General features: G+C 68.1%; 2 pseudogenes. One reads left to right on the top strand and one right to left on the bottom strand.

The annotated features are described in order from the left end of the window. Positions 1 to 308 (top strand): annotated as a pseudogene (locus tag ACXJKJ_RS30415) (hypothetical protein); the annotation flags it as partial. 35 nt (positions 309 to 343) lie between these two features. Here ACXJKJ_RS30415 and ACXJKJ_RS30410 read toward each other — a convergent pair. Beyond that, positions 344 to 789 (bottom strand): annotated as a pseudogene (locus ACXJKJ_RS30410) (hypothetical protein); the annotation flags it as partial.

Below are 789 nucleotides of genomic sequence, written 5' to 3'. Positions count from 1 at the left end.
GTTATGAAGTGGTGCCGGCCGACTCGGTGACCGATGCCCTCAGCACGTTGTCCTACCAGCATTTCGATGCCGCAGTGCTGGATATCGAACTGCGCGATGGTCCGGTCTTCCCGGTCGCCGACAAACTCGCCGCGCTGGGCACGCCCTTCCTGTTCGCCTCGGCGGTCTATTTCCAGATGGTGCCCAAGCAACATCAGGGCACGCCGTTCGTCGGCAAGCCGTTCAACATCGAGGAACTGGTGGCGCGGGTTGAAGACGCCGTGCAACGCGGGCGCAGTGGGCCGCCGTTCGGCAAGGCGGCGGAGTAGACCCAGCAAGGCCTGCTTTCAGCGCGGCCCTCTGCTCAGTGTCCCAGCCGGTTGATGTCCGCACACTCCACCACTGCCGGCGGATGCGGCATCCGTGCCAGTTCGATCATCGCGCGCCCGAGGGTAGCGTTGCTGGTCATCAGCGACGGCGTGACCTGCGCGGCCAGCTTCATCAGCGGCCCGCCAAAGCGATACAGCGGCTTGAGCATCCCGTGACGCGTGCCGGTGCCGGCCACGGGGCGCACGCCGCCTGGACGCAGCATCACGGTGCGGATCGGCAGGCTGGCCAGTGCCCGCTCGGTTTCACCCTTGATCCGCAGCGGCATGAAGACGCTGTCCGGATTGGCGTGGGCCCCGGAGACGTAGAAGAAACGGCCCTGCGGATTGGCCGCCGCCCACGCCCGGGCCACGGCCAGGGTCGCCTCCAGGGTGACCGCCCGGTATTCCGGCTCAGGCGTGCCGATCGGCGGCGCGCCGGCAC

The organism is Roseateles sp. P5_E1 (assembly GCF_054049335.1).
This window is presented reverse-complemented; position numbering and strand designations above follow the sequence as displayed.